The organism is Actinacidiphila glaucinigra (assembly GCF_035918135.1).
GTDB lineage: Bacteria > Actinomycetota > Actinomycetes > Streptomycetales > Streptomycetaceae > Actinacidiphila > Actinacidiphila glaucinigra.
This window is the reverse complement of sequence record NZ_CP109144.1, coordinates 5673899-5695798: the sequence shown is the minus strand read 5'-3', so window position 1 is coordinate 5695798 and position 21900 is coordinate 5673899. Positions and strand designations below refer to the sequence as shown.

General features: G+C 71.8%; 16 protein-coding genes and 2 pseudogenes. 9 read left to right on the top strand and 9 right to left on the bottom strand.

Going from position 1 to position 21900, the window contains the following annotated elements; all coding sequences use genetic code 11:
• Window positions 1-236: 236 nt before the first annotated feature.
• Complete coding sequence (locus OIE69_RS25595; protein WP_326575990.1) at window positions 237-2258, bottom strand: M3 family metallopeptidase; 2022 nt, start codon at window positions 2256-2258, stop codon at window positions 237-239.
• Window positions 2259-2317: 59 nt separating this feature from the next.
• On the opposite strand from OIE69_RS25595, the pseudogene OIE69_RS25590 reads away from it, so the two are divergent.
• Both OIE69_RS25590 and OIE69_RS25585 read left to right on the top strand, forming a co-directional pair.
• Window positions 2318-2503: pseudogene (locus OIE69_RS25590) on the top strand (TetR/AcrR family transcriptional regulator); the annotation flags it as partial.
• A 174-nt stretch (window positions 2504-2677) separates the two neighbouring features.
• Window positions 2678-2881 (top strand): MarR family transcriptional regulator, encoded by a 204-nt coding sequence (locus OIE69_RS25585; protein ID WP_326575988.1) that lies wholly within the window; start codon window positions 2678-2680, stop codon window positions 2879-2881.
• Between the two features lie 18 nt (window positions 2882-2899).
• Here OIE69_RS25585 and OIE69_RS25580 read toward each other — a convergent pair whose 3' ends face one another.
• On the bottom strand, window positions 2900-5206 hold the full coding sequence (locus tag OIE69_RS25580) for an MMPL family transporter (protein ID WP_326575987.1): 2307 nt from the start codon (window positions 5204-5206) through the stop codon (window positions 2900-2902).
• Between the two features lie 119 nt (window positions 5207-5325).
• On the opposite strand from OIE69_RS25580, the gene OIE69_RS25575 reads away from it, so the two are divergent.
• A complete protein-coding gene (locus OIE69_RS25575) occupies window positions 5326-5988 on the top strand; it encodes a TetR/AcrR family transcriptional regulator (protein ID WP_326575985.1) in 663 nt (220 codons plus the stop codon).
• A gap of 41 nt (window positions 5989-6029) precedes the next feature.
• On the opposite strand, the gene OIE69_RS25570 is transcribed toward OIE69_RS25575, so the two are convergent.
• The 4 genes from OIE69_RS25570 to recD2 all read right to left on the bottom strand — a co-directional run bounded on the left by OIE69_RS25570 (window position 6030) and on the right by recD2 (window position 11808).
• Window positions 6030-6767: a DedA family protein gene (locus tag OIE69_RS25570; RefSeq protein ID WP_326575983.1), complete on the bottom strand. Its 738-nt coding sequence runs from the start codon at window positions 6765-6767 to the stop codon at window positions 6030-6032.
• Window positions 6768-6996: 229 nt separating this feature from the next.
• Window positions 6997-7743, bottom strand: coding sequence for an SDR family NAD(P)-dependent oxidoreductase (locus OIE69_RS25565; protein ID WP_326575981.1), 747 nt, complete (start codon window positions 7741-7743; stop codon window positions 6997-6999).
• 424 nt (window positions 7744-8167) lie between these two features.
• Complete coding sequence (locus tag OIE69_RS25560) at window positions 8168-9457, bottom strand: citrate synthase (protein WP_326575979.1); 1290 nt, start codon at window positions 9455-9457, stop codon at window positions 8168-8170.
• A 131-nt stretch (window positions 9458-9588) separates the two neighbouring features.
• Window positions 9589-11808 carry an SF1B family DNA helicase RecD2 gene (recD2, locus tag OIE69_RS25555; RefSeq protein WP_326575977.1) on the bottom strand — a complete coding sequence of 740 codons (2220 nt, stop codon included), beginning with the start codon at window positions 11806-11808 and terminating at the stop codon, window positions 9589-9591.
• A 193-nt stretch (window positions 11809-12001) separates the two neighbouring features.
• Here recD2 and OIE69_RS25550 point away from each other — a divergent pair, with 193 nt between their 5' ends.
• The 6 genes and pseudogenes from OIE69_RS25550 (at window position 12002) to OIE69_RS25525 (ending at window position 18361) form a co-directional block, all read left to right on the top strand.
• The gene (locus OIE69_RS25550) at window positions 12002-13015 is read left to right on the top strand and encodes a LacI family DNA-binding transcriptional regulator (protein WP_326575975.1); all 1014 of its coding nucleotides are present in this window, start codon (window positions 12002-12004) and stop codon (window positions 13013-13015) included.
• Between the two features lie 26 nt (window positions 13016-13041).
• Window positions 13042-14562 carry a sugar ABC transporter ATP-binding protein gene (locus OIE69_RS25545; protein ID WP_326581411.1) on the top strand — a complete coding sequence of 507 codons (1521 nt, stop codon included), beginning with the start codon at window positions 13042-13044 and terminating at the stop codon, window positions 14560-14562.
• Window positions 14552-16524, top strand: a pseudogene (locus OIE69_RS25540) (ABC transporter permease/substrate-binding protein). The gene OIE69_RS25545 and the pseudogene OIE69_RS25540 overlap by 11 nt, the downstream one beginning before the upstream one ends.
• Window positions 16525-16564: 40 nt before the next feature.
• Window positions 16565-17467 (top strand): ribokinase, encoded by a 903-nt coding sequence (gene rbsK, locus OIE69_RS25535; RefSeq protein ID WP_326575973.1) that lies wholly within the window; start codon window positions 16565-16567, stop codon window positions 17465-17467.
• Entirely contained in the window at window positions 17464-17853 is a 390-nt protein-coding gene (rbsD, locus tag OIE69_RS25530) for a D-ribose pyranase (RefSeq protein WP_018563924.1), read from the top strand. The genes rbsK and rbsD overlap by 4 nt, the downstream gene beginning before the upstream one ends.
• 64 nt (window positions 17854-17917) lie before the next feature.
• Complete coding sequence (locus OIE69_RS25525; RefSeq protein ID WP_089225930.1) at window positions 17918-18361, top strand: DUF937 domain-containing protein; 444 nt, start codon at window positions 17918-17920, stop codon at window positions 18359-18361.
• Between the two features lie 216 nt (window positions 18362-18577).
• On the opposite strand, the gene OIE69_RS25520 is transcribed toward OIE69_RS25525, so the two are convergent.
• From OIE69_RS25520 to OIE69_RS25510, 3 genes are read right to left on the bottom strand one after another with little or no spacing between them, the layout of a single operon-like run.
• Window positions 18578-19429 (bottom strand): sugar phosphate isomerase/epimerase family protein, encoded by an 852-nt coding sequence (locus OIE69_RS25520; RefSeq protein ID WP_326575969.1) that lies wholly within the window; start codon window positions 19427-19429, stop codon window positions 18578-18580.
• Window positions 19430-19431: 2 nt separating this feature from the next.
• Window positions 19432-20634, bottom strand: a complete 1203-nt coding sequence (locus OIE69_RS25515; protein WP_326575967.1) for a dihydrodipicolinate synthase family protein — start codon at window positions 20632-20634, stop codon at window positions 19432-19434.
• Complete coding sequence (locus OIE69_RS25510) at window positions 20631-21788, bottom strand: Gfo/Idh/MocA family protein (protein ID WP_326575965.1); 1158 nt, start codon at window positions 21786-21788, stop codon at window positions 20631-20633. The genes OIE69_RS25515 and OIE69_RS25510 overlap by 4 nt, the downstream gene beginning before the upstream one ends.
• Between the last annotated feature and the right edge of the window lie 112 nt (window positions 21789-21900).

The window sequence follows — 21900 nt, the reverse complement described above, 5'->3', positions numbered from 1 at the left end:
GAACCCCCTGAGGCTCGGATGTGAAGACACCGTGGCAGAGCTTCACCATGCGCGCAGAGACAAGAGCTGTCTGTAATGTGGCCGTGACCGATCCGGTATAGATCATTCCTGATAAGTCTGGGTCAGGGGTCCGATCGGGTTCGCGAGGCCGGGGCCTCGCCGGCCACCGGCTCGGCGGGGAGCGACCGCACGACGGTGCGGTCGCCCCCCTTCGGCCGGGGAAGTCCCCGGAAAGGTCAGCCGGTCAGACCCCGGCGCGTCAGCAGCGGCTCGATGCGCGGCGCCCGGCCCCGGAAGCCCTCGAACGCGGCCATCGGGTCGACGCTGCCGCCGCGGGAGAGCAGTTCACGGCGGAAGGTGTCGCCGTTCTCGCGCCGCATGCCGCCGTTCTCCTTGAACCACTCCACGGTGTCGGCGTCGAGCACCTCGCTCCAGATGTACGAGTAGTACCCGGCGCTGTAGCCGTGGGCGAAGATGTGGGCGAAGTAGGTGCTGCGATAGCGCGGCGGGATCGCGGGCAGCGCCAGCCCGGCCTCCTTCAGGGCGGCGGCCTCGAACTCCTCCGCGTCGCCGGGGTCGTGACCGGCCGGGATGGTGTGCCAGGCCCAGTCGAGGACGGCGGCCGCGAGGTACTCCACCGTGCGGAAGCCCTGGCCGAAGCGCTCCGCGGCCTCCATACGGGCCACCAGTTCGGCGGGCATGGGCTCGCCGGTCTCGTGGTGGCGGGCGTAGTGGGCCAGCACCTCCGGCCAGGTCACCCACATCTCGTTGACCTGGGAGGGGTACTCGACGAAGTCGCGCGGGACGGCCGTACCGGAGAAGAAGGGGTGGCGGACCTCGGAGAACAGGCCGTGCAGCGCGTGGCCGAACTCGTGGAAGAGGGTGTTGACCTCGTCGTAGGTGAGCAGCGCGGGCTCGCCGGCGGCGGGCTTGGCGACGTTCAGGTTGTTGACCACCACGGGCTTGCGGCCGAAGAGCGCCGACTGGTCGACCAGGCTGTTCATCCAGGCGCCGCCGCGCTTGGAGGCGCGGGCGAAGAAGTCGCCGAGGTAGAGGCCGAGGGGCGAGCCGTCGGCGTTGGAGACCTCGAAGACCCGGACGTCGGGGTGGTAGCCGGCGAGGTCGGTGCGCTCGGTGAAGCCCAGCCCGAAGACCTGGCCCGCGGCGTGGAAGACGCCGTCCCGAAGGACCCGGTCCAGCTCGAAATAGGGGCGCATGGCGGCGGTGTCGATGTCGTACTCCGCCTTGCGGACCTTCTCCGACCAGTAGGTCCAGTCCCAGGCCGAGAAGTCCTCCAGGCCGGAGGCGGCGGCCAGGGCGGCCGCCTCGCGCTCGGCGTTGGCGACCGCGGGCGGGACGAGACGTGCGAGCAGGGAGGTCACGGCCTCGGGGGTGCCCGCGGTCTGGTCGGCGACGACGTACGCGGCGTGGTTCTCGTAGCCGAGGAGGGCGGCACGCTCGGCGCGCAGCCGGGCGAGCCTGGCGGTGAGTTCGCGGTTGGAGGTCAGGCCGCGGCCGAGCGAGGCCGTCAGCAGGCGCTCGCGCAGGGCGCGGTCGTCGAGCGAGGCCAGCTCGGACTGGTTGGAGAAGTTCTTCAGGCTGAGGACGTACTTGCCGTCGTGGCCGAGGGCGGTGGCGTTGGCGGCCGCGGCGGCGACGGCGTCGCCGGAGAGGCCGGCCAGCTCGTCCGCGCTGTCGAGCACGAGGGCGGCGGCCTTGGTGTCGGCGAACAGGTTCTGCTCGAAGGCCGTGGAGGCCTCCGCGATCTCGGCGTTGAGCGCCCTGAGCCGCTCGCGGCCGTCCTCGGTGAGCTCGGCGCCCGCGCGGACGAAACGGGTGTGGTACCGCTCCAGCAGCCGCAGCGCCTCGGCGTCCAGGCCGAGTTCCGCCCGGGTCTCGTACAGCGCCTTCACGCGGGAGTAGAGGGCGGGGTTCAGGTGGATGGCGTCGGCGTGGGCGGCGAGGGCGGGGTTGATCCTCGCCTCGATCTCCTGGATGCCCGGACCGGTGTCGGCGCTCGCGCGGTTGAAGAAGACCTTCGACACGCGGTCGAGCAGGTCTCCGGAGCGCTCCAGGGCGATGATCGTGTTCTCGAAGCCCGGCGGTTCGGGGTTCGCGGCGACGGCCTCGGTCTCGGCGAGCTGCTCGGCCATCCCCTGCTCGAAGGCGGGAAGGTAGTGCTCCTCGCGGATGTCCGCGAACGGCGGCAGCTCGTAGGGCAGGGTGCTCGGGCTGAGGAAGGGATTCGTCGAGGTCACGCCATCGACCTTACGCCCGGCGCCTGCCGCCCGGACGTGGCCTTCCCTGGGATGCCCGGATGGCAGCTGCGCGTACGGACCGCCGGGTGGAGCGCGGCAACCGGACCCGCAGGCCGGTGCTGGACCGCACCATGGCGATCGCCTCGGTCGAGGGTCTGGAGCGGGTGTCCCCGGGCCGGCCGGCGGCCGAGCTCGGGCTCGGCAAGAGCGGGGGGTTCGCCCTGTTCGGGTCCAGGGAGGAGTTGCCGGGCGGCTTCTCCGACAATCGGGGAGGCCGGTCATGCGCTCGCCACATTTGTCACCGTTACGCGGGCTTCGCGTCACAGATGATCAACAGCCCCTTCCGCCCCTGATCGCATGTCGTTGTCCCGGCGAGGCCGGCCACCCCCCGAGGCCGGCGCATGGGAGGTGCGTGGGAGATGACGGACCGGACCCTCTGGTCGTACGCCGAGATCGCCGCTCACATCCGGGTGCAGGTCGACACCGTGCGCTCGTACCGCAAGCACGGGCACTTGCCGCCCCCCGACGTCGTGGAGGGCGGCAAGCCGTTCTGGCACGCCGACACCATCCGTCTGTGGAGTTCCCGGCGCCCCGGGAACCGCGGGCGCCGGGAGTTCGGCTGACGTCGGCCCCGCCGCCGCTCAGCCCGAGCGGGCCGGCTCCGGCTCCAAGTCCGGGTTCACGTCCGGGTCCGGTTGCGGTACGGGCTCCTCCCGCCCGGGGGCCCTGCCGGGGTCCCCGCCCTCGCTCAGCCCGAACCGGTCGTGCAGCGCCTTCAGCGGCCGCGGCGCCCACCAGGTGGCCCGCCCGGTCAGCCGCATCACGGCGGGCACGAGCAGGGTGCGCACCACCATCGCGTCCATGAGGACGGCGAGCGCGATCCCCAGGCCCAGCATCTTGGTGTTGGCGATCCGGGAGGTGCCGATGGCCACCATCACCACCGCCAGGATCACCGCGGCCGCCGTGATCAGGCCACCGGTGCGGCGCACCCCGAAGACGACCGCCGCACGATGGTCACCGGTGCGGTCGTGCTCCTCCTTGATGCGCGACAGGAGGAAGACGCCGTAGTCCATCGAGAGTCCGAAGGCGACGCAGAACATCAGCACCGGCAGCGTGGTCTCGATGCTCCCCGTCGCGGTGAAGTCGAGCAGACCCGACAGGTGACCGTCCTGGAACACCCACACCACCGCACCGAACATGGCGGTGAGGCTCAGCGCGTTGAGCAGTACGGCCTGCAGCGGGATGACCACGCTGCCGGTGAGGAGGAAGACCAGCAGCAGCGTCACCGCGACGATCAGGGCGGCCGCCCAGGGCAGGCGGTCGGCTATGACGTCCTTGGTGTCGACCAGTTGGGCCGCGGTGCCGGTGGCGGAGGCCTTGAAGGGGGCGTCGACCGCGCGGATCCTGCCGACCAGGTCCTGGCTCGCCTCGTCCACGGACTCCGCCTTGGGCAGCACGGTCAGATACGCCGCGCCGTCGGTGGCCCTGGCCGCCTCCGCCGGGCCGGGCGCCGCGGTCCGCCGGCCCTGCGCGTACCGGCCGGCCGGTCCGTCGACGACGACCACGCCGGGCAGCGCGGACAGCCTGCCGCTGTAGTCGCCGAGCTGGTCCGCGGTGGGACGGCCCTCGGCGAGCACGGTGATCGCGCCGCCCGGGTTGCCGGGGAAGCCGTCGCGTATGTGCTGCTGCACGACGTGCGCCTCGGCCGTCGCCGGCAACTGGCGGTCGTCGGCGGTGCCGAACTGCACCTGCAGGAAGGGCAGCCCGAGCAGGACCAGCCCGGCGACCGTGCCGATCGCGAACAGCGGGGCGCGGCGCATCACCAGCCGCGCGAGCCGTGCGTATCCCCCGCCCGGCTCCCGTCCGGCGGCCTCCCCGCTCCGCCGGCGCGGCAGGACGCGGCGCAGGTCCAGGGAGTTGACCCGCTGCCCGAGCAGCAGCAGCGCGGCGGGCAGGATGACCAGCGCCGCCGCCGCCGCGAGCAGCACCACGGCGATGCCGGCGTAGGCGAACGAGCGCAGGAAGTACTGCGGGAAGAGGAACATCGCGGAGAGCGCGGCGGCCACGGTGAGGGCCGAGAAGAGCACCGTGCGGCCCGCCGTGCGCAGCGTGGCGCCGACGGCGGTCAGCGGGTCGGCGCCGGTCTCCAGCTCCTCCCGGAAGCGCCGGACGACGAACAGGGCGTAGTCGATGGCGAGTCCGAGGCCGAGTGCCGTGGTGAGGTTCTGCGCGAAGACCGACACGTCCGTGAACGCCGTGAGGCCCCGCAGCACGGCGTTGGTCCCCAGGATCGCCACGATGCCGACACCCAGCGGCAGTACGGCCGCGACGGCGCTGCCGAACACCATGACCAGAAGCAGGAGGGTGACCGGCAGGGCGATGAGTTCCGCGCGAGCCAGGTCCTCCTGGATCGTGGTCTGCAGTTCGTTCCGGAAGGCGGCCATACCGCCGACCTCGACCTCCACCGCGCCGTGCCTGCCCCGGTACTCGGGGGCGAGACGCTCGACCGCCCCGGCGACGGCGTCGTCGTCACCCCCGATCCGCGCGGCGATCACGGCTTCTCGGCCGTCCTCCGCGCGCAGCGTGGGCGCCCCGGTCGTCCAGTACGAGGTGACGCCGCTGACGTCCTTGTCCGCCGCGAGCCGGCGACCGAGCTCCCGTCCCTCGGCCGCGACCTCCGGGGAGTCCACACCGGCGCCACGGCCGTCGACGAGGAGGATCAGATTGGGCTGCGCGTCCGGGAAGTACCGGTCCAGCGCCTCGGCCGCGTAGGCCGACTCCGAGCCGGGTGCCTCCCATCCGCCGCCGCGCAGCCGGTCCCCCACACCGCTGCCCGCGACCACGGCCAGGGCGGTGAACAGCAGCGCCAGCAGCAGGGTGAGGCGCGGGCGGGCGGTCATGGCCCGTGTCCAGCCCCTCGGCGGGCGCTCGCGGTTGACATCGGACATGGCAGAGGTGTCCCCTCCCCTGAGGAACCGCCGTAAAATGGCGAACACGAGCGATCACTCGCGTTTCCTCAGAATGCGAGCGCCCACTCGTGTTTGTCAACAGTGATTGGGGATTACACGTGCCTGAGGAGCAGAGGCCTCGACGCCGGCAGGCCCGCGGCGAACGGCGCGTGGCGCAGCTGCTGGAGGCGGCCGCCGGAGTGTTCTGCAAGGTCGGCTACACCGCGGCCACCACGAACGCGATCGCCCGCGAGGCGGGCGTGTCCCCCGGCACGCTCTACCAGTTCTTCCCGAACAAGGAGGCCATCGCCATCGAGCTGGGCGGCATCCTCAACCAGCGGATGCGCGAGGGGCACGGGGAGCTGTTCACCCCCGAGAACGCCTCGCTCCCGCTGCGCGAGATGCTCGAGGTCATCGTCGACCCGATGATCGAGTTCAACTGCCAGAACCCCGCCTTCCTCGCCCTCGTGCACGACAGCGACGTCCCCGGCACGGTCGTCATGGAGCACGACGTGCTGCACAGCTCCCTGCTGGAGCGCGTGGAGAACCTGCTCGGCCTGCGCGCCCCCGCCCTGTCGGCCGTCGAACGGGGCCGGGTGTCCGCGATGGCCTTCGGCCTGTTCAAGGCCGGCCTTGCCCTGATCCTGGCGCACGAGGGCGCCGAGCGGGACGCGTACGTCGCAGAGGTCAAGGCCGCGCTCTACGGCTACCTCGCCCCGCACGTCGGCACCGGGGCCGTCGCGATAACCGAACCCGGCCGGGCCCCCGCCGCCACCGCCTGAGACCGCGGACCGCACGGCCCCCACTCCCCCGGCGGCCCGCCTCAGCCCCGCAGCGCCCGGTCCGCCGGTTCCTCGTTCGGCGCGTCCGCCTCCGGTGCGCCCGCACCGCCGGGCACGGCGCCGCCGGAGGCCACCACACGTCCGGGCGACGCCGCACCCGCCCGGGCCGAGCGGCGCCCGGAGAGCATCTGCGCCACGCTGCCGACCCCGGCCACGGCCAGGGAGACACCGAGGCCCAGCGCGACGGCGTACAGCGAGTTGGACAGGGCGAGCCCGCCGAAGTAGCCCAGGCCCACCGAGTACGTCGCCCAGACCGCCTCGGCCACGCCCGCGCCGATCACGTAGCGGCGGGCCGGATAGCGCACGATGCCCGCCGACAGGCCGCCGACCACCCGCCCGCTGGGCAGGAAGCGGACGGCGACGACGAAGGGCACACCATGCCGCTGTATCCGGACACTGGCCCACTCCAGCAGCGCACGGCGGCGCGGCCGCCGGTAGAGCCTGGTCAGGACGCGCCCGCTGACGGCCCGGCCGGTGCGGTGGATCAGCAGGTCGCCCACGAGGGCGCTGCCCGCGACGACCAGCAGGACGAGCGCGAGGGACAGCCGCCCCTGGGCGGCGAGCACGCCCCCGGTGACCAGGAGCGCCGCGTTGGGCACCAGGGGCGGCGCGGTGGTGGCGGCGAGCACCGCGTACGCCCAGAAGACGTGTCCGTCCCGCAGGTACCCCTCGAGGCCCGCGGTGAAGTCGAGGGCCGACACGATGCCTAAAACGTCCATACGGCCGCCCCTCTTCCCGCCCCGGCCCGTCCCCCGTGTCCCGTCCCAGACCTCAAAACTCGCAGGGCGGCGACGAAGGGGGCAAGGCGATTTCGCCGGGATCGGGGCATTCCCAGGGTTTTCCCGGGGGCGCCTCATCCTCAGGTACGGGGCCGAGGGCTCCGGCTCTGGCTCGGGGAGTACACCCGGCGTACTCCCCGCGGCCCGGGCGGCCCCGGCGTGCGGCGGCTCAGCGGCCGAGCAGTTCGCCGCCGTTGCACTGCAGGATCTCCCCGGTGATGAAACCGGCCTCCGGGGAGGCGAGGAAGACCACCGCGGAGGCGACGTCCTCGGGCCGTCCGACCCTGCCGACCAGGGTCCGGCCGGCCCTGCGGGTCAGCTCGGCGGCGTCGAGCCGGGCGCCGAAGAACTCGGTGCCCGCCACCGTGCCCGGGGCGACGATGTTGCAGGTCACGCCCTGCGGACCGAGCTGGGCCGCCAGGGAGTGGTTCCAGGCGTGCAGGGCGGCCTTGGAGGCCCCGTAGGAGCCTCCGCCGCGCAGCGCGGCCACGGAGGTGACGGTGATGACCCGGCCGCCCTCGGGAAGTCGGTCACGTACGGATTCGGTCACCAGGACGGCGGTGAGGACGTTGCGCTCGAAGTCGCCGCGCCAGCGGGCCAGCACGCCGTGCGGGCCGGCCCCGATCGCCAGTTCCCTGCTGCCCGCGTTGTTGACCAGGACATCGATGCGCCGGGGCAGCCGTGCGAGGGTCGCCTCCACGTCGTCTGGATCCGCGAGGTCGCAGACGACCGGGGTGACGTCGTAACCATGGCGGGAGCGCAGGTCGTCGGCGGTGGCCCGCAGCACCTCGCGGCGCCGGCCGACGATGGTCACATGGTCGCCGGCCTCGGCGAAGAGGGTGGCCACCGACCGGCCGATGCCCGTTCCCCCGCCGGTCACCACGACGTGCCGGCCCACACTTGCGTTCTGCGACATCACGCTCCGCCCCTCCAGAAGGGACAGCACGTTACGGGACCCCGGGTGCGCAACCGACACGGGGGTCAGCCATGATGCGGATGGCGTAGAAGATGCGTAGACATGACCGAGATCACACTGGCTGGAACGTAACCTTTTGGTTTACGAGGGGGTCTAACCGAGCGAAGACACCGGGCTCCCGGCGGACTCGGTGAGATGATGAGCGGGTTGTCTTTGGGGGACAGCCCGGTCGCCATGCCGGGGCGAACTGCCCGGAGAGCTTTGAGCGGCCCTCCCGGGTGGCTGGTCCCGGCTGGGCGAGCGCACCCAAAGAACGCCCGGTACGGACCCGTGGGGGGATCCGCTCCGGGAAACGGGAGCGCCCCGTGCCGAACCCGTGGGGGGATTCGGCGCGGGGCGTTTCTCTTTGCGCGGGGCGCTCGCGTCAGCGGGCCTCGACCGGGACGTAGTCCCGCTCGACGATGCCCGTGTAGACCTGGCGCGGACGGCCGATCCGGGAGCCCGGCTCGGTGATCATCTCGTGCCACTGGGCGATCCAGCCGGGGAGCCGGCCGAGCGCGAAGAGCACCGTGAACATCGTGGTCGGGAAGCCCATGGCCCGGTAGATCAGGCCGGTGTAGAAGTCGACGTTCGGGTACAGGTTGCGCGAGACGAAGTAGTCGTCGCTGAGGGCGTGCTCCTCGAGCTTCAGCGCGATGTCCAGCAGCTCGTCGGACTTGCCGAGCGCGGAGAGCACGTCGTGGGCGGCGGCCTTGATGATCTTCGCCCGGGGGTCGAAGCTCTTGTAGACCCGGTGCCCGAAGCCCATCAGGCGGACGCCGTCCTCCTTGTTCTTCACCTTGCGGATGAAGGCGTCCACGTCGCCGCCGTCGGCCTGGATGGCCTCCAGCATCTCCAGCACGCTCTGGTTGGCGCCGCCGTGCAGCGGGCCCCACAGTGCGTTGATGCCCGCGGAGATCGACGCGAACAGGTTGGCCTGCGAGGAGCCGACCAGACGGACGGTGGAGGTGGAGCAGTTCTGCTCGTGGTCCGCGTGGAGGATGAGGAGCTTGTCCAGGGCGTCGACGACGACCGGGTTGAGCTCGTACTCCTCGGCGGGCACGGCGAAGGTCATCCGCAGGAAGTTCTCGACGTAGCCGAGGTCGTTGTGCGGGTAGACGAAGGGGTGGCCGACCGACTTCTTGAACGCGTACGCCGCGATCGTCGGCAGCTTGGCGATGAGCCGGATCGTCGACAGGTAGCGCTGCTTCTCGTCGAACGGGTTGTGGCTGTCCTGGTAGAAGGTCGACAGCGCGCTGACCACGGAGGACAGCATCGCCATCGGGTGGGCGTCCCGCGGGAAGCCCTGGAAGAACCGTTTGACGTCCTCGTGGAGGAGCGTGTGCTGCGTGATGTCACCGCGGAAGGCGGCGAGCTCGTCGACGGTGGGGAGCTCACCGTTGATGAGAAGGTACGCGGTCTCCAGGAAGGAGCCGCGCTCGGCGATCTGCTCGATGGGGTACCCGCGGTAGCGGAGGATTCCCTGCTCGCCGTCGAGGTAGGTGATCGCGGACTTGTAGGCCGCGGTGTTGCCGTAGCCGCTGTCCAGGGTGACCAGGCCGGTGTTGGCACGCAGCTTGCCGATGTCGAAGCCGTTGTCCCCAACGGTGCCCCCGATCACCGGGTAGCTGTACTCGCTGTCCCCGTACCGCAGTACTACAGAGTTGTCGCTCACGTCATTCCCTCACCGACGTCGTGCCTCTTCTTCGAGGTTGGTAGGTGCCCTGACTACCCCTACTGTCCCCCATTTGGCGTGACCACGTGCACTCGGGGTCGGTCGAGGAGCCGAATGGTGGCACCCAGTGCCTATTTTGCCGCCCGCGCCAGCCGATGGTCGAGAGCCGTGAAGCGTCTGCCTGCGGAGACGGTGCGGACCGCCTGGCCGATCGCCCTGCGCGAACCCACGAGCACCACCAATCGCTTTGCCCGGGTAACAGCGGTATAGAGCAGGTTCCGCTGGAGCATCATCCACGCCCCGGTGGTGACAGGGATCACGACGGCGGGATATTCGCTGCCCTGTGACCGATGGATCGTCATCGCGTAGGCGTGTGCCAGCTCGTCCAGCTCGTCGAAGTCGTAGGGGATCTCCTCGTCCTCGTCGGTCAGCACGGTGAGCCGCTGCTCCACCGGATCCAGGGAGGTGACGACCCCCACTGTTCCATTGAAGACGCCATTGGCGCCTTTTTCATAGTTGTTCCGGATCTGTGTGACCTTGTCGCCGACACGGAAGGTCCGGCCGCCGAAACGCCGCTCCGGCAGGTCGGGGCGGGCCGGGGTGACCGCCTGCTGCAGGAGGCCGTTCAGCACGCCGGCGCCCGCGGGACCGCGGTGCATGGGGGCGAGCACCTGGACGTCACGGCGCGGGTCGAGGCCGAACCGGCGGGGGATGCGGCGGGCCGCCACGTCCACCGTGAGCCGGGCCGTCTCCTCGCCGTCCTCCTCCACGAAGAGGAAGAAGTCGTCCAGCCCCTGGGTGACCGGATGCGCTCCGGAGTTGATCCGGTGCGCGTTGGTCACCACGCCGGACTGCTGAGCCTGCCGGAAGATGCGGGTCAGCCGCACCGACGGGACCGGGCCCCCCTCGGCCAGCAGGTCGCGCAGCACCTCGCCGGCGCCGACGCTCGGCAGCTGGTCCACGTCACCGACGAAGAGCAGGTGGGCTCCCGGCGGCATGGCCTTGACCAGCTTGTTCGCCAGCAGCAGGTCGAGCATCGAGGCCTCGTCGACGACGACCAGATCGGCGTCGAGGGGCCGCTCCCGGTCGTACGCGGCGTCGCCGCCCGGCTTGAGCTCCAGCAGCCTGTGGACCGTGGAGGCCTCGGCCCCGGTCAGCTCGGCCAGCCGCTTGGCCGCCCGGCCCGTGGGCGCGGCCAGCACGACCTTGGCCTTCTTCGCCTGCGCCAGCGCCACCACGGACTTGACCGTGAAGGACTTGCCGCAGCCCGGGCCGCCGGTCAGCACGGCGACCTTCTCGGTGAGCGCCAGCCGCACCGCCTGCTGCTGCTCGGGGGCGAGGTCCACGCCCGTCCGTTCGGCGAGCCAGGTCAGCGCCTTGTCCCAGTCCACGTCGCGGAAGGCGGGCAGCCGGTCCTCCGTGCCGCGCAGCAACCGCAGCAGCGAGCCGGCCAGGGAGATCTCCGCCCGGTGGAAGGGCACCAGGTACACCGCGCGCACCGGGTCGCCACCGCCGTCGGGTGCGGGCACGGGCTCGACGACCACGCCCTCCTCGCCTGCCAGCTCCGCGAGGCAGTCGATGACCAGGCCGGTGTCCACCTGGAGCAGCTTCACGGCGTCCGACAGCAACTGCTCCTCGGGCAGGAAGCAGTTGCCGTTGTCGGTCGCCTGGGACAGCGCGTACTGGAGACCGGCCTTGACCCGCTCGGGGCTGTCGTGCGGGATGCCGACGGCCTGCGCGATCCGGTCCGCCGTGAGGAAGCCGATGCCCCAGACGTCGGCCGCCAGCCGGTAGGGCTGGTTCTTGACCACGGAGATCGACGAGTCCCCGTACTCCTTGTAGATCCGCACCGCGATCGAGGTGGACACGCCGACGCCCTGGAGGAAGACCATGACCTCCTTGATGGCCTTCTGCTCCTCCCAGGCGGCGCCGATCAGCCTGGTGCGCTTGGGGCCCAGCCCGGGGACCTCCACCAGCCGGGCCGGCTCGCGCTCGATGACCTCCAGGGTGTCGGTGCCGAAGTGCTCGACGATCCGCTCGGCGATGCGCGGGCCGATGCCCTTGATCAGCCCCGAGCCGAGGTAGCGCCGTATGCCCTGGATCGTCGCCGGGAGGACGGTGGTGTAGTTCTCCACGGTGAACTGCTTGCCGTACTGCGGGTGGGAGCCCCAACGGCCCTCCATGCGCAGCGACTCGCCCGGCTGGGCGCCCAGCAGCGAGCCGACCACGGTCAGCAGGTCGCCGCCGCCCCTGCCGGTGTCGACCCGGGCGACCGTGTACCCGTTCTCCTCGTTCGCGTACGTGATCCGCTCGAGGACGCCCTCGACGACGGCCGGTCTCAACTCCCCCACGGCGCGGGCCACCTCCTCGGATCTGCGTCGTGATCCGACGGTACCGCCCGGCCCCGACAGGCCGCCGCGGCCTGTGGACAACTCCGCCCGGCCGACCCCCCGGAATGTAACGATCCGGTTTCATGCTCTTGCCTCGAAGCATGTAATCGATTCCAATCCTCTTTGTAATCGATTCCATGAGGAGGTGGGACGGGTGGCGAGCATCAAGGACGTGGCATCACGCGCCGGTGTTTCCGTCGCGACGGTCTCCCGCGTGCTCAACGACCACCCGGCGGTCCGCCCGGACACCCGCACCCGGGTGCTGGAGGCCGTGGCCGAACTCGGCTACCGACCCAACGCGGTGGCGCGCTCACTGCGCACCGACCAGACCCGGACCCTCGGCCTGGTCATCAGCGACGTGCTGAACCCCTTCTTCACCGAGCTCGCCCGCTCGGTGGAGGACGAGGCCAGGGCGCTGGGCTACAGCGTGATCATCGGCAACGCCGACGAGCGGCCGGAGCAGCAGGACCACCACATCCGCACGCTGCTGGACCGACGCATCGACGGGCTGCTGGTCAGCCCGACCGACGGCGGTTCCCCGCTGATCCTGGACGCGGTGCGCTCCGGCACCCCGATGGTCTTCGTCGACCGCTGGATCCCCGGCATCGGCAACGACGTCCCGGTGGTCCGCACCGACGGCTGCGACGCGGTGCGCGACCTGGTCGCCCACCTCCACGGCCTGGGCCACCGCCGTCTGGCGATCATCGCGGGCCCCGCCGCGACCACCACGGGCCGCGAGCGGGTGCGCGCCTTCCGCGAGGCGCTGGCCGCCTTCGGTCTGCCGCTGCCCGACGAGTACATCGGCCAGGGCGACTTCCAGGCCGACAGCGGGCGCCGGGCGACAGCCCGTTTCCTGGACCTGCCGGTCCCGCCCGACGTGGTCTTCGCCGCGGACAACCTGATGGCGCTCGGCGCCATGGACGAGATCCGCGCCCGCGGCCTGCGCGTGCCCGACGACATCGCGCTCGCCGCCTTCGACGACATCCCGTGGTTCCTCCACACCGATCCGCCGATCACCGCGATCGCCCAGCCCACGGGCGAGCTCGGCCGCGCGGCCGTGCGCTCGCTGATCGACCGGGTGGAGGGCAGGCCGGCGCCGTCGGTCACCGTGTCCGCCCGTCTCGTTGTCCGCCGCTCCTGCGGCGCGTCCGAAGGGAGCCCCCGTTGAGCACGAGCAGCCCCGAGCTCCTCCGCATGGAGGGCGTCCGCAAGGTCTTCCCCGGTGTGGTGGCCCTCGACGGCGTCGACTTCGACCTGCGCGGAGGCGAGGTGCACGTCCTGCTCGGCGAGAACGGCGCGGGCAAGAGCACCTTGATCAAGATGCTCTCCGGCGCCAACCGCCCCGACGGGGGCCGGATCCTCGTCGACGGCGGTGAGGTGCGCATCCATGGTGCGCAGGACGCCGAGAAACTGGGCATCGCGACCATCTACCAGGAGTTCAACCTCGTCCCGGCGCTGAGCGTCGCCGAGAACATCTTCCTGGGCCGCCAGCCGCGCCGATTCGGCCTGGTGAACCGCAAGCAGATGAACGCGGACGCCGCCGCCCTGCTGGCCCGGGTCGGCATCGACGTCGACCCGCGCACCCCGGTCTCCGAACTGGGCATCGCCCGCCTGCAGATGGTGGAGATCGCCAAGGCGCTCAGCCTTGAGGCGCGCGTCCTGATCATGGACGAGCCGACCGCGGTGCTCACCAGCGAGGAGGTCGACAAGCTCTTCCGGATCGTGCGCCAGCTGCGCGAGGACGGCGTCGGCATCGTCTTCATCACCCACCATCTGGAGGAGATCGCCGCCCTCGGCGACCGCGTCACCGTCCTGCGCGACGGCCGCAGCGTCGCCCAGGTGCCCGCGAGCACCATCGAGGACGAACTGGTCCGGCTGATGGTGGGCCGCAGCATCGAGCAGCAGTACCCGCGCGAGCGCGCCGAAGCGGGCGCGCCCCTGCTGCGGGTCGAGGGCCTCACCCGGGGCGGCGTCTTCCGCGACGTGACCTTCGAGGTGCGGGCCGGCGAGGTCGTGGGTCTGGCCGGGCTCGTCGGGGCCGGGCGCACCGAGGTCGTCCGCGCGGTCTTCGGCGCCGACCCGTACGACTCCGGGACGATCGAGGTACTGGGCAAGCGGCTGCGCCGCCACGACGTCAACGCCGCCATGGACGCGGGCATCGGCCTGGTGCCGGAGGACCGCAAGGGCCAGGGCCTGGTGCTGGACGCCACCATCCAGGAGAACCTGGGCCTGGTAACCCTCGGCCGGGCGACCCGCGCCGGGTTCGTCGACCGGGCCGGGCAGCGCAAGGAGGCGGACCGGATCTCGGGGCAGCTCAAGGTCCGCATGGCCGGGCTCCACCAGCACGTGCGCACTCTGTCGGGCGGCAACCAGCAGAAGATCGTCATCGGCAAGTGGCTGCTGGCCGACACCAAGGTGCTCATCCTCGACGAGCCGACCCGGGGCATCGACGTCGGCGCCAAGGTCGAGATCTACCAGCTCGTCAATCAGCTCACGGCCTCCGGCCACGCGGTGCTGATGATCTCCAGCGACCTCCCCGAGGTGCTGGGCATGAGCGACCGCGTCCTGGTGATGTCCCAGGGCCGGATCGCCGGTGAACTCCCCGCGCACGAGGCCACCCAGGACTCCGTCATGGCCCTGGCCGTCGGTACAGCGCCCGCCGAGGGCGGCAACGCAACAGCAACGAAGGATGTGGAGGGCTCCCGTGGCCACTGACACGCTCAAAAGCAGTACGGACACGGGCGGCGTCGCCGCGGCACGCCGTGTGCTCCTCAACAACGGCGCGCTCAGCGCCCTGGTGGTCCTGCTCGTGGCACTGTCGTTCCTCTCGGGCGACTTCCTGTCCACGCAGAACCTGCTCAACGTCGGCGTCCAGGCGGCCGTCGTCGCCATCCTCGCCTTCGGCTCCACCTTCGTGATCGTCGCGGCCGGCATCGACCTGTCCGTGGGCTCGGTCGCGGCGCTCTCCGCGACGGTGCTGGCCTGGAGCGCGAGTTCGGCGGGCCTGCCGGTGTGGCTGGCGGTCGTGCTGTCCGTCGCCACGGGTGTCGCCAGCGGCCTGCTGAGCGGCCTGCTGATCTCCTTCGGCAAGCTGCCGCCGTTCATCGCGACCCTCGCGATGCTCTCGATCGGCCGCGGCCTCACCCTGGTGATCTCCCAGGGCAGCCCCATCGCCTTCCCCGACTCCGTCTCCCACCTGGGCGACACCATTGGTGGCTGGCTGCCGGTCCCGGTCCTGGTGATGATCGTCGCGGGCGCCGCCACGGCGATCATCCTCGGCCGCACCTACATAGGCCGCGCCATGTACGCGATCGGCGGCAACGAGGAGGCGGCCCGCCTCTCCGGCATCCGGGTCAAGCGCCAGAAGATCATCATCTATGCGCTGTCCGGCCTCTTCGCGGCGGTCGCCGGCATCGTGCTCGCCTCCCGTCTCGCCTCGGCGCAGCCTCAGGCGGCCTACGGCTACGAGCTGGACGCCATCGCGGCGGTCGTCATCGGCGGCGCCAGCCTCTCCGGCGGCGTCGGCAAGGCGTCCGGCACGCTGATCGGCGCGCTGATCCTCGCCGTCCTCCGCAACGGCCTCAACCTGCTCTCGGTCTCCGCCTTCTGGCAGCAGGTCGTCATCGGCGCGGTCATCGCGCTGGCCGTCCTGCTCGACACTCTGCGCCGCCGCGGCTGACCGCCGCGCGCACCCCGGACCCCTTCTTCTTCTCCGCACCACACCAGCAAGGAACTCCCATGCGCACCAAGCTCGTCTCCGCCACCACCGTCGCCGTCGCCGCCCTCGCGCTCACCGCGACCGCCTGCAACTCCGGCTCCGGCTCCGGCTCGTCCTCCGACGTCAAGGTGGGCCTGTCGGTCTCCACCCTCAACAACCCCTTCTTCGTGCAGCTGAAGGAGGGCGCGCAGGCCGAGGCGAAGAAGGAGGGCGTCGACCTGACCGTCACCGACGCGCAGAACGACGCGTCGCAGCAGGCCAACCAGCTGCAGAACTTCACCAGCCAGAACGTGAAGTCGATCATCGTCAACCCGGTGGACTCCGACGCGGCCGGCCCCTCCGTCAAGGCCGCCAACAAGGCCGGCATCCCCGTCGTCGCGGCCGACCGCGGCGTCAACAAGGCCGAGCTCGCCACCACCGTCGCCTCCGACAACGTCGCCGGCGGCCGGCTCGCCGCGAAGACCCTGGCCGATTCGCTGGGCGGCAAGGGCACCGTGGTCGTCCTCCAGGGCACCGCGGGCACCTCCGCGGCCAACGAGCGCGGCCAGGGCTTCAACGAGGGCATCAAGGCCTACCCGGGCATCAAGGTCGTGGCCCAGCAGGCCGCCGACTTCGACCGCACCAAGGGCCTGGACGTCATGACCAACCTGCTGCAGGCCCACTCCGACGTCACCGGCGTCTTCGCCCAGAACGACGAGATGGCCCTCGGCGCCATCAAGGCGCTCGGCGACAAGGCCGGCAAATCGGTCAAGGTCGTCGGCTTCGACGGCACCCCCGACGGCCTCACCGCGGTCAAGGGCGGCACCCTCTTCGCGTCCGTGGCCCAGCAGCCGAAGGAACTCGGCAAGCTGGCCGTGCAGAACGCGGTGAAGGCCGCCAAGGGCGAGAAGCTCAGCAGCCTGGTGAAGGTCCCGGTCAAGGTCGTCACCGAGAAGAACGTCGCCGACTTCTCCTCCTGACGGACGACCGGTCCGGCTGAACACCCGAAGGGACACGCAGATGCACGGCCACGACCTGCTGGTCGTAGGGTCGGCCAACGCCGACCTGGTGATCCACGTCGACCGGCGCCCGGATGCCGGTGAGACGGTCCTCGGTTCCGACCTCACCACCCACCCCGGTGGCAAGGGCGCGAACCAGGCCGTCGCCGCGGCCCGCCTCGGCGCCCGCACCGCGCTGCTCGCGCGGGTCGGCGACGACGCCCACGGGCGGCTGCTCACCGGCTCGCTGACGTCGGCCGGCGTCGACACCGCCGGCGTCCTGAGCGGCGACACCCCCACGGGCGTCGCGCTGATCACCGTGGACCCCTCGGGCGACAACAGCATCGTGGTGTCGCCGGGCGCCAACGCCCGGCTCACCCCGGCGGACGTGACCGGTGCGCGCGAGCTGCTGGCCGCCGCCAGGGTGGTCTCGCTGCAACTGGAGATCCCCCTGGAGTCCGTGGCCGCCGCGGTGGCGGCGGCCACGGAGGCCGGCACGCGGATCGTGCTCAACCCCTCGCCCCCCGCCGCGCTGCCGCGAGAGGTGCTCGCCGGCTGCGACCCCATCGTGGTCAACGAGCACGAGGCACGCGTCCTGCTGGGTTCGGAGGCCGGGGACACCCCCGAGGCGTGGGCGGCGGGCCTGCTCGCGCTCGGCCCGCGCTCGGTGGTCGTCACCCTCGGCCCGGCGGGCGCGCTCGCCGCGACGGCGGACGGCACCGTGCGCATACCCAGCCCGCGCGTGGCGGCCGTCGACACCACCGGCGCCGGCGACTCCTTCACGGGGGCGCTGGCCTGGCGGCTGGGGGCGGGCGACGACCTGGTGACCGCCGTGCGGTTCGCGGTGCGGGTGGGCGCCGCCGCCGTCAAGAAGCCGGGTGCGCAGGAATCCTTCCCCACCCTCGAAGAAGTGGGTCAGCTGTGAAGAAGTCCGGAATCCTCAACCGCCATCTGGCGGGAGCCATCGCCGTGCTGGGCCACACCGACCTGGTGGTGGTCTGCGACGCGGGGCTCCCGATCCCTCCCGGGCCGATCGTCGTCGACCTCGCGTTCCGGGCCGGCACGCCGTCCTTCTCCGAGGTCCTCGACGGCCTGCTGGAGGAACTGGTGGTGGAGGGCGCGATAGCGGCCAAGGAGGTCCGGGAGCACAATCCCGAGGTGACCGCCCGGCTCGACGGGGCCTTCCCCGACCTGGAACTGGTGCCGCACGAGGAGTTCAAGGCCCGCACCCGGCAGGCCCGCCTCGTCGTCCGCACCGGCGAGTCCCGGCCGTACGCCAATGTCATCCTGCGCTGCGGCGTGCCCTTCTAGGCCGTACATCCGTCCGGCTGCGGTCGGCGGGCCGGGCGGGCGAATCGCGCGTAGCGTCCCGACCATGAGCGACCGACCGCTGAAGGACGAGGTGCTGGAGGAGCTGGGGGACGACCGGCTCCGGGAGATCACCGGGCTGCTCGGGACCGACGCCGATCAGGCGCAGCAGGTCGTGGGGAGCGCGGTGGCCTCGATCACGGGAGTGCTGACCGACGACGCGGTGACGCCCGGCGGCACCGCGGAGCTGTGCCAGGCCATGGAGCAGGCCGCGAACGAGCCCGAACCGCTGCCCGCCGCCGCCATCGGCTTCGCCGGGCTGCAGGGCGGTACGGGGCAGGAACCGGGCCGTGGAGTGCTGGCCGCCGTGCTGGCCAAGGTCGCCGCCCCGGCGGCGCGGGCGGTGGCCAAGCGGACCGGGCTCCCGGTCGAGGCGGTCACGGCGGCGCTGGAGACGGTGATCCCCGTGATGGCGGCCGTACTGGCCCGGCGGGCCCGAGAGAAACGCTGAACCGCGGCAGGCCGGGCGGACATGGCGAAAGGGGTCCGGCAAGCCGGACCCCTTTGGCGTTCCCCTCCCTCTGCGCGATGCCCCGAGCCCCCTCCGGGCGCCACGCTCTCCCCCACTCAAGACCCTTGTGAGGCCCCCCTCCGGGTCTTGACGCTACGTAGACACACCGGCCCCGGGGATGGTTGCACGGCTTCCGGAAGAAATTTCAGAGATTTCTCAGAGCACGTGCCGGCGGTACCTGGCGGCCGTCTCGGCCAGCACCTCGGCCCCGTCCCGGGCCCACAGCGCGGGGTTGAAGATCTCCACCTCGACGGCTCCCGTGTAGCCGGCCGCGTCCACCAGCTCGCGGAACCCGCGCAGGTCGACGCAGCCGTCCCCGAGCTGGCCGCGGCCCAGCAGCACGCCCTCGGGGAGCGGGGTGACCCAGTCGGCGAGCTGGAACGAGGCGATCCGGCCGCCCGCGCCGGCCCGCGCGACGCCCTCGGCCGCCCGGTCGTCCCACCACAGGTGGTAAGTGTCCACGACGACGCCGACCTGCCGTGCGGGGAAGCGCTCGGCGATGCCGAGGGCCTGGGCGAGGGTCGACACGACGCAGCGGTCGGAGGCGTACATCGGGTGCAGCGGCTCGATCGCCAGGCGCACCCCGCGGTCCTCCGCGTACGGGGCGAGCTCGGCGACCGCGTCGGCGACGCGTTCACGGGCGCCGGCGATGTCGCGGTCCCCGGCGGGGAGGCCTCCGGAGACCAGGACGAGGGTGCCGGTGCCCAGGCCCGCGGCCTCCTCGACGGCCGCCCGGTTGTCGGCGAGCGCGGCGGCACGCTCGTCCGGATCGGAGGCGGTGAAGAAGCCCCCGCGGCAGAGCGTGGTGACCGTGAGCCCGGCGTCGCGCACCAGCTTCGCGGTGGCCTCGACGCCGTACTCCCGCACCGGCCCGCGCCAGAGGCCCACGCCGGGGACACCGAGCGTCACCAGCCCCTCGACCAGCTCGGGGAGAGGCAGTTGCCGCACGGTCTCCTGGTTGACGCTGAGCCGGGCGAGGTCGCCGGAGGACCGATTGTCAGTACGCAATGTCACACTCCGTAAACGGAGAGAAGTCGGCGGACGCGCGAAGCGGCGAGTGCCGGGTCGGGGAAGAGCCCGATCCGGTCGGCCAGTTCGTAGGCGCGGGCCAGATGGGGGAGGGAGCGTGCCGAGTGGAGACCACCGACCATCGTGAAGTGCGACTGGTGGCCGGCCAGCCAGGCGAGGAGGACGACACCCGTCTTGTAGTGGCGGGTGGGGGTGCCGAAGAGGTGGCGGGACAACTCGACGGTGGGGTCGAGCAGCGCCCGGAAGCCCGCGACGCCACCGGGGCCGGTGCCGCTGCCGTCTTCGTCGTCGTCCAGCAGGCGAACGGCCCGGGCGGCGAGCGGCGCGAGCGGATCGAAGACGCCGAGCAGCGCGTGACTGAAGCCCCGGTCGTCGCCGGCGATCAGCTCGGGATAGTGGAAGTCGTCACCGGTGTAGCAGCGCACGCCGTCGGGGAGGCGGCGGCGCAGCTCGACCTCGCGTCCGGCGTCGAGCAGGGAGATCTTGACGCCGTCGACCTTGCCGGGGTGGGCGGCGATCACCTCCAGGAAGGTGTCGGTGGCCGCGTCCAGGTCCGTGCTTCCCCAGTAGCCCTCCAGCGCGGGGTCGAACATCGGGCCCAGCCAGTGCAGTACGACGGGCCCGGCGGCCTGGCGCAGCAGGTGGCCGTAGACCTCCAGGTAGTCATCGGGGCCCTTCGCGACGGCGGCCAGCGCGCGCGAGGCCATGAGGACGGCCCGAGAGCCCGCCGCCTCGACGACGGCGAGCTGCTCCTCGTAGGCGGCCCGGATGTCGGAGAGGCCGTACGGATGACCGAACTCGGTGGGCTGCAACTGGTCGGTGCCCACGCCGCAGACGATGCGGCCGCCCTCGGCACGGGCCTCGGCGCAGGACCGGCGGATCAGTTCGGCGGCCCCGGCCCAGTCCAGGCCCATGCCGCGCTGGGCGGTGTCCATGGCCTCGGCGACACCGAGGCCGTGCGACCACAGGTGGCGGCGGAAGGCCAGCGTGGCCTCCCAGTCCAGCGCGGCGGGCCGGTCGGCCGCGGTGCGGAAGGGGTCGGCGACGACATGGGCCGCCGCATAGACGACGCGCCTGCGCGGCTCACCCGGCGTCGTGGGGGCTCCGGCGTGGGCGGAGGGCTCGGTGCGCGGCCGGTACGCGTACAACTCGCCCGATTCGGTGGGGAGGTGGAGGAGTGTCACAGCGTCAGCTCCGGTACGTCGAGCCTGCGGCCCTCGGCGGAGGAGCGCAGGCCCAGTTCGGCGAGCTGGACACCGCGGGCGCCGGCCAACAGGTCCCAGGTGTAGGGCTCGTCGAGGTGGACGTGGCGCAGGAAGAGTTCCCACTGGGCCTTGAAGCCGTTGTCGAACCCGGCGTTGTCCGGGACCTCCTGCCACTGCTCGCGGAAGACCTCCGTGGCGGGCAGATCGGGGTTCCAGACCGGCTTGGGGGTGGTGGAGCGGTGCTGGGCACGGCAGTTGCGCAGCCCCGCGACGGCCGAGCCCTCGGTGCCGTCGACCTGGAACTCCACCAGCTCGTCGCGGTTGACGCGCACGGCCCAGGAGGAGTTGATCTGGGCGACCGCACCGCCCTCGAGCTCGAAGATGCCGTAGGCGGCGTCGTCGGCCGTGGCGTCATAGGGCTTGCGCTGCTCGTCCCAGCGCTGCGGGACGTGCGTGGTGGCGAGCGCCTGCACGGACAGCACCCGGCCGAACAGCTCGTGGAGGACGTACTCCCAGTGCGGGAACATGTCGACGACGATGCCGCCGCCGTCCTCCGCGCGGTAGTTCCACGAAGGGCGCTGCGCCGCCTGCCAGTCGCCCTCGAAGACCCAGTAGCCGAACTCGCCGCGGACGGAGAGGACCCGCCCGAAGAAGCCGCCGTCGATCAGCCGCCGGAGCTTGAGCAGGCCGGGGAGGAAGAGCTTGTCCTGGACGACGCCGTGGCGCACTCCGGCGGCGGTGGCGAGGCGGGCCAGCCGCAGCGCTCCGTCCAGGCCGGTCGCAGTGGGCTTCTCGGTGTAGATGTGCTTGCCGGCGGCGATCGCCTTGGTGATCGCCTCCTCGCGGGCGCCGGTGACCTGGGCGTCGAAGTAGATCTCGGTGGCGGGGTCGGCGAGCACCGCGTCCAGGTCGGTGGAGACCAGGGCGGGGTCCAGACCGTGGCGGTCGGCGAGGGCGCGCAGCGCGTGCTCGCGGCGGCCGACGAGAACGGGCTCGGGCCACAGCACGGTGCCGTCGCCGAGGTCGAGCCCACCCTCCTCCCGCAGGGCGAGGATCGAGCGGACGAGGTGCTGGCGGTAACCCATACGGCCGGTGACGCCGTTCATGGCAATTCGCACGGTCCTGCGTGTCACGTGGAATTCCTCTCTGCGGCGGATCGCCGAGCGGCAGCAAGCGCTTTCTCCCTTATCACGCTAACCGCTGCCGAACAGCTTCGACAAGAGGGGACAGAGCGAAGGGAAAGCG